Here is a 6,953-nt window from a genome sequence, read left to right as displayed (position 1 = left end):
CGAGCAACAAGTAGGAAGCAGTGAGAAGTCGAGCGTGTGACCTGCTCTATGCGTCGCTACGGCAGCTCATCGATGCGGGGCTGCCGTACCACGTCCAGGTACCGTCGGTGGCTCGCCCCGTAGATGGCGAAGTTGAGCCGGGCATCGCTCAGACTGATGTCCCCATTGGGGCCACCGGCCACCATGGCGGCGTCCGCGTCCCTCTGTCCGTCATCGGTCCAGAAACAGACCGGGCAGGTGGTACACCCGGTCCGGTAGCCACAGCAGGGACACCGGTCGACGGATTGCTGAATCACGCCGGCAAGCCTCCCATGACAACCCACCAACAGGCACCCCCGCCGGACCGCGAATCGCGTCCGATCGGAACCCGCATGGAATGCTCGACGGCAGTCCGGTCGAAGGCCGACCTGCCCAATCGTTCAGCATCGGCTGATGAATGCAGGACGTACGCTCACTGCGCAGACTCTTCCTGGCGGCGGGCTCGTCGGGCACTTCGTATGGTGCCGGCGATCTCGGGTCGTCGGCGCACCTGGTCCCCACCGGGCCACCGCCTCGGGTTGCTCGACCGTGAGAGGTCCGGCATGAGTTCCGCGGGGCCCGGTGGTCCCAGGACACGTATGACTGGCGACAGGGCTGCGCGCCGTTGAGCGCCGATCAGCGAGCGACCGGCTTCGTGTCCTGAGACCACCAGGTGCCCACATGCCATGGGTGCGCGCCGCGGGCGGTCGTCACGGCGAAGCGATGGGATCTTGGTTGTACTAGTCTTCGCGCCATGGCCTTGCATCCGGACCAGTTCTATGACCACGCGGTGGCCGTCGCTGACAGCGAGCGGCGGCTTCCGCTGGCGCAGATGACGGGATGGGACATCAGCCCGTTCGAACAGGATGGATTGCGCATAGCGCCGCTGCGCCCGCCGGTGCTGCCCGAGCCCGCCCGGCACGGCGAGGATCCGGCGGAGTGCCGGAACTGCCAGGAGCGCGACGAGGGAATCTGGTTCAACGATCACTGGCGGCTGGCCCGTGTCCCAGGAGTGGGCGTGCCGCTGGTGCTGATGCTGTACCCGCGCGATCACTATGACATGGCGGATCTTCCCGACGATCTCGCCGCGGAGCTGGGACTGCTGACCACGCGAATCGTCCGCCACGTGCAGGCTCTGCCGCACATCTCGCGAGCCCACGTCTACCGCATCGGCGACGGCGCCGCTCACCTGCACGTCTGGTTCTTCGCCCGACCGGAGGGCCAGGCGCAGCTCTACGGATCCTGGCTGGTCGTCTGGGACGACCTCCTGCCGGAGTATCCCGCCGACGTCGCCGAGGCGGACGCCGCGATCGTGGCTGATGCCCTGGTCGCCTCGCATGGGGGCCGCCGATCGGCCGCCACCCCACGGCGTACCTGACGGGGTGATCCGCGGCAGCAACCGCTCCCGTCAGTTGTTCAATCAGGTACCGGTACGCCGCCCGTAACGGCTGGACGCCGAGCGGCGGAGAGGCGTACACGGTCGACGGCAGCTCCTGAGCCGCCAGCCACCGGGCGAGCGTCCGTTCGGGGAAGTACCAGTCCGGGCTGGTCGTGTCCGGCTGCACCGCCGCGACGTGCTCCGCTACCCACGCGTCCCGGTCGATCAACTCGAGCTGGGAGAAGGACAGGCTGGCCAGGTGCACCTGCGCGCCGCCGCGCCACAGGGCGAACGCCAAGGGCAGGCCGGCGTACACGTCGAACCCCCCGCCAGTGCGGCGCCCGTGACCTCGATCGGCGAATGAGCCAGCCGCGGTGCTTCGGCGGGGTTCGCTGGGCGGTCAGCGAGGTGTTGGACTCTTCTCGGCCATGGCCGCGATGGATGCCGTCATGTCCTTGACAAAGGCATCTCTGGTCGGAGCAGCAACGCGGTCCAGAGAGAGGTAAGGGTTGAGGTCCTCAAGTTCGACGAGTAGGAGTTTTCCGCTTCGTGTGCTACACGCGTCGACACGCTGAATGCCGTGGCTGACATCGTTCCAGTCGATGAACCGCTGAGCGAACGCCAAATCGGCATCGGTCGGTTCGTAGGGTTCGAGCAGCCACCGCTGGTCGGCATGAGGCGCGTACAACGCGTACTCGAAGGTGCGGTCGACGAAGTAGAACGAGACTTCGTACTCGAAATCGACACGTGGCTGGACCAGCAGGTTGTCGAAGTTCAGGTCCTGCAGTTGCTCGCGCTGAATGAACTGCAGACCAACGGAATCAGCGCCGAACTTTGGCTTGGCCACGTACTGGGTGGCCGGTGGCAGGCGTTCGATGTCCTGCAACCGGTCAACGGTGGGGATGACCGGGTAGCCGGCTCCGTACAGATCCAGCAGATACTGTTTGCCGGCCATGTCGGCCTTGCCGGTCAACTCGGTAAAGACTCGCACACCTGCCTGCCTCGCACGAGCGCGGAACTCGTCGTGATGATCCTGGTAGTAAAGGACGGGGCCGCTGTTGCGCACCACGACCACATCAAAGGAGTCCATCAACTCAACCGCATCAATCGGGTGGCACAGGGCGATGTCGAAGTGCTCCCGCAGTTGGGTAGACAAGAAGATGTCCTCGTCGCAGTAGCGGCGCCCGCGCGCCTCGTATGCCAGATCGGTGACGTAAAGGACGCGGGTTCTGCGGGGCGGCACGTGGTTCTCCTGTTGGTCGGGCGTGGGTGCAGTCTCGCCAAATCCTGCCCGAAGGCTCAGGAGCATCTTGAAGGCGGGCTCCGGCCGCAACGATACGACCAGCAGGGCGCCTGGCTGCTCCGCCTGCTCGACAACGAATGTCAGCGGTGCCGGCGCCAGAGCGGCACGACCAAGAGCCAGGGCTCGACGGCGGTGGGGCCGTTGGGCCCCACCGCCGTACCGGGTTACTTGCCGGAAGAGAACAGCTCGGCGATTTCCGCCGGCGAGAGCGCCCTGTCCCAGACGCGCACCTGATCGACGCCGCCGGGCCAGAAGTCGACCTTGCCGCTGTTGAAGCGGGCCCTACCAACCGTAAACGGTCCGGTGGACTTGCTGTTGAGGCACTGCTGGAACGATCCCTGCTTCACCCCGTCGACGTACAGCATGTGCTCGCCTGCGGCGGCGTCGCGCACGCCGACCAGGTGGTACCAGCGGCCGACCTCGGGCGTGAACGTGGATAGTGCCCGGCCACCGCTGGTGCTGAGCGAGAACCTGTTTGTGTCTCCGGTCTTCTGCAGGAAGAACGTGGACTGGACCGGGCCATCCTGTCCGACGGCGGTCAGCCAGCCGTTCAGCCGGTCGAGCTTGACCCAGGCGGCAACGGTGAAGTTGCCGGAGGTGTCGACGATCGGTCCGGATGTCTCGGCGTGCGCGCCGGAGCCGTTGAACTGCAGGCCGGAGCCAGCTTTGCCGGCCGACCATGTGGCGCCCTGCTGCAGCGTCAGATGCTTGTCGCGCACTGCGTCTTGGGCGATGTTGCCGCTGCCTTCGTCCAGCGGCCAGTAGTCCAGGCCGGTCAGGCCTGGAGTGCCCGGCGGGTACTGCGGCGGAGGTGCGGTCCCGTCGGCACTGCGGATGATCTCTTGGTTAACGGCGCGTACCTGGTCGAAGTCCATCTTCTCGACCTGCCGGTCATAGGTGTAGAAGCCGTTGACCTCGTGCTCGACGTCGGTGATCTGCGTGTATATGCCGCCGGACAGCCCGCACCTGGTCGTTGCCGTGAGCAGGTCACGCTGGTTCTCCACGTAGCGGCGCGTGAGGGCGGCCGAGTTTGGCGTCATTTCGTAGGCGCCGCCGTTCCCGAACCACATGTGGCCGGGTACCTCGAGGCCGAAGCCGCCGTGCTCGCCGTCAATGGCCACTCGCCGCTCGTCCGGCACCGGGGTGGCCGGGCCTACGTACTGGTGGTAGTCGATGACGTCGCCCTGTCCGGAGTCGCCGAGCGAGAGGCAGCAGTTGACACCGGAGTGGGCGATGACCAGTCTGCTCGGGTCCCAGGCCTTGACTTCGTTCGCGATGCGGCCGGTATCCGCTCTGTTCCACTCGCCCCAGCCCTCGTTGAAGGGCACCCAGCCGATGATCGATGTCCAGCTGTCATGCTGGTCGACCATCGCGCGCAGCTCTTCCTCGAACTGCGCCCGGGCGTCCGGCGGCGGGGTGTTTTCCGCTCGGGATTTGCCGAAGTTGACCCGCATGGCCGGCATGTCCTGCCAGACCATCAGGCCCAGCCGATCCGCCCAGTAGTACCAGCGATCGGGTTCGACCTTGATGTGCTTGCGAATCGTGTTGAAGCCGAGCCGCTTGTGCTCGGCAATGTCGAACTTGAGGGCGGCGTCCGTCGGTGCCGTGTGGATGCCGTCCGGCCAGAATCCCTGGTCCAGGGTGGACATCAGGAAGGTGGGTTTGCCGTTGAGGGTGATGCGTGGCCTGCCGTCGCTGCCCTTCGCGGTGCCGATCTCCCGCATGCCGAAGTACGACTGCACCGTGTCGACAGGCTTGTTCCCGTCGAGGAGTCGCACTCTGAGCCCGTAGAGGAACGGCGAGTCGGGTGACCACAGCTTGGCGCGCGGCACCGGCACGGTGAGCCTGCTGCCAGCGGCCCCCCGGACACGGCCGACGGCTTCGTCCCCGTCATAGACCGTTGCCTCGGCCGTCAGGCCGGCGCTGGCGTTGATCGTGGGGATGAGGCTCAGGGTGCTCGTGTCGATGTCCGGGGTCATCCGTAGGGACTCGACGTGGGCGGCGGGGACGGGTTCCATCCACACCGTGCGCCAGATGCCCGAGCTCGCGGTGTAGAAGATGCCGCGGTCAGGGATGTTGCGCTGCTTGCCAACCGGCTGCCACGTCTTGTCGGTCAGATCCGTGACGCCGACCACGAGCTCCTGGGCACCCGAGGCGGTCAGCGCATCCGTCACGTCGACGTTGAAGGCGTCGTAGCCACCACGGTGGGTGGCGACCTGGTGCCCGTTGACCCACACCTTGGCGTCGTAGTCGACGGCGCCGAAGTTGATGATCAGCCGCTGCCCGGCCGATGCGGCACCGACTTGCCAGCTCGCCGGCACGGTGAAGGTCCGCCGGTACCACATGTGGTCCTCGTGCCGCTGGATGCCGGACAGGGCGGACTCGATCGGGTACGGAACGAGCACTCGTTCGGCCAGTTCGTCACCGATCGGTGGTGCCTCGCCCTCCGCGGCCCCGGCGAACTGCCATACCCCGTTGAGGTTTTGCCACTGCTTGCGAGTCAGCTGTGGGCGGGGGTACTCCGGCAACGCGGTTGTGGGCGACACCTCTGCCGTCCACGGGGTGGATAGCGGCGGAGTCCCCTTGGTCCAGCCGCTGTCGTCCGCTTGGTCGGGTGCCGCGGCGGCGGGCGCCGCGACGAGGAGTGCCGTCGCGGCCAGCACGGCAACGGCGGCCCTACCCGTAGCTCCACGGGCCCTGGGTTTCCTCAGGATGGGGGGAGGACTGGTCATGCAGATCGAGCCCCTTCACAGGTGGCGGACGGGCAATGACGGCAACCGTTGCGATGCGGCGCAACAGACCCGCGCCAGGCGAGCAGCGCCGCGGACAATCAGGCCGACGAGGAGACGCCCGTCCATCGGCGTAGCATCATGACTGAACACAGTCCAACAAGGCTACAAGACCAATGTCAATAGATGAGCCGTGTTTCGCTCGGGATTCCCCATTGTCAAACATGCATGGGCGGCTGCGGGGACGTCCTGTGATCACTGACCACGACGATGCTCGACGACGATTAGTTCGCCGCCCCGCTCACCGAGCAGCGTCCGCGCCTCCGATCCGCCAGCCGACCTCTTACGGGCCTTGGCGCTCAGGTAATGCCCCACCTGGTTCACGCGCCCTGGGCTCCACCAGCACCAACACCGGTTTATCTCGCTTCCCGGTGCAGCCGAGGCCACCGCGCCGCCCGGCCACGCTGACGCGTGACAAGACCTCGCAGGCGGAGTCCGCCCCGAACCCGGCCCGCCTCAGGGGCACCGCCTGCGGGCCGGTTCGCTTTCTTCCTGGGGCAATGCGTCGGTGGCCTGGCCGAAGCCCTCGTGGCCCCGTGAACTAAAGGACCCGGCAGAAACGATGCTGCCGGCGACGACCTGTCATGTCAGGCCAGGTCGTCACCCGCTTGATCGGTCAGTCCCTCAAGGCGTTGCGGGTCGGCGATGATGTCGATCGCGATGATCTTGCCATTGGTGATAGTGAAGGCCAGGACGGTGACGAGCCGGCCGTACGGTTCTATGAGGATCGCCGGGTCCCCGTCGACTAGCCCGATACGGGCATGCTCGGCTCGGTGTGAGAACACCAACGCCTGCCGCCCGATCGCCTTGGCACCACGTAGCCAGGTGGGTGTTCCGCTGGGTGCCGCGGAAGCGTCGGCTCGGGCGGTGACGTCGGGGTCGAGCAGGTTGAGCAGTGCGGCGAAGTCACCGTTCCGTGACGCGGCCAGGAATGCCTCAACCACCTTCCGACGCCGCGTCAGATCGGAGTCGGGCGGCTGGTTGGTACCGACTCGGTGGCGGGCACGGCTGGCGAGCATCTTGGCCGCCTGGGTCGAACGCCCGAGGATCGCCGCGACCTCGTCGAAAGGCACGGCGAACATGTCGTGCAGCACGAACGCCAGCCGCTCTGCCGGGGTCAGCGTGTCCAGCACGACCAGCAGGGCCAGCCCCACCGACTCGGCGAGGATCGCCTCCTGCTCCGGACCGGGGCTGTCCGCAGGCAGCGGCATGTCAAGGACGATCTCACGCCGCGCCGTGCGCGAGCGCAGCATGTCCAGGCATACCCTCGCGATGACCGTGGTGAGCCACGCGCGGGTGTTGTGGATATCGTTCGTGTCTGAGCGGGCCAGTCGCAGCCACGCCTCCTGGACCGCATCGTCGGCCTCGCTCTCCGAGCCGAGCATGCGGTAGGCCACCGCCCGCAGGTGGTCTCGGTGCGTCGCGAAATCTTCCACGGGGGTTACCTTTCCGGCTCGCCCTTCGT

Annotated in this window: 5 protein-coding genes; 1 reads left to right on the top strand and 4 read right to left on the bottom strand. The window is 66.7% G+C overall.

The genetic code is table 11. The features are described 5' to 3' along the window. Positions 1-56: 56 nt before the first annotated feature. Positions 57-296, bottom strand: coding sequence for a CPCC family cysteine-rich protein (locus ACNAW0_RS29580; RefSeq protein ID WP_416291331.1), 240 nt, complete (start codon positions 294-296; stop codon positions 57-59). Positions 297-772: 476 nt separating this feature from the next. Here ACNAW0_RS29580 and ACNAW0_RS29575 point away from each other — a divergent pair, with 476 nt between their 5' ends. After that, the gene (locus tag ACNAW0_RS29575) at positions 773-1,396 is read left to right on the top strand and encodes a hypothetical protein (protein ID WP_416291330.1); all 624 of its coding nucleotides are present in this window, start codon (positions 773-775) and stop codon (positions 1,394-1,396) included. A 400-nt stretch (positions 1,397-1,796) separates the two neighbouring features. Here the strand turns inward: ACNAW0_RS29575 and ACNAW0_RS29570 are convergent, their stop codons facing one another. The 3 genes from ACNAW0_RS29570 to ACNAW0_RS29560 all read right to left on the bottom strand — a co-directional run bounded on the left by ACNAW0_RS29570 (position 1,797) and on the right by ACNAW0_RS29560 (position 6,924). Beyond that, entirely contained in the window at positions 1,797-2,639 is an 843-nt protein-coding gene (locus tag ACNAW0_RS29570) for a hypothetical protein (protein WP_416291329.1), read from the bottom strand. 224 nt (positions 2,640-2,863) lie between these two features. Further along, a complete protein-coding gene (locus ACNAW0_RS29565; RefSeq protein WP_416291328.1) occupies positions 2,864-5,431 on the bottom strand; it encodes a LamG-like jellyroll fold domain-containing protein in 2,568 nt (855 codons plus the stop codon). Positions 5,432-6,075: 644 nt separating this feature from the next. Continuing rightward, positions 6,076-6,924 (bottom strand): sigma-70 family RNA polymerase sigma factor, encoded by an 849-nt coding sequence (locus ACNAW0_RS29560; protein ID WP_416291332.1) that lies wholly within the window; start codon positions 6,922-6,924, stop codon positions 6,076-6,078. Between the last annotated feature and the right edge of the window lie 29 nt (positions 6,925-6,953).

The sequence above is a fragment of the Micromonospora sp. SL1-18 genome, from assembly GCF_047921505.1.
In the GTDB taxonomy this organism is placed as follows: domain Bacteria; phylum Actinomycetota; class Actinomycetes; order Mycobacteriales; family Micromonosporaceae; genus Micromonospora.
This window is presented reverse-complemented; position numbering and strand designations above follow the sequence as displayed.

Coding starts and splice junctions, on each gene's coding strand:
- ACNAW0_RS29575 (WP_416291330.1), top strand. CDS start 773: ATGGCCTTGCATCCGGACCAGTTCTATGACCACGCGGTGGCCGTCGCT.
- ACNAW0_RS29565 (WP_416291328.1), bottom strand. CDS start 5,431: ATGACCAGTCCTCCCCCCATCCTGAGGAAACCCAGGGCCCGTGGAGCT.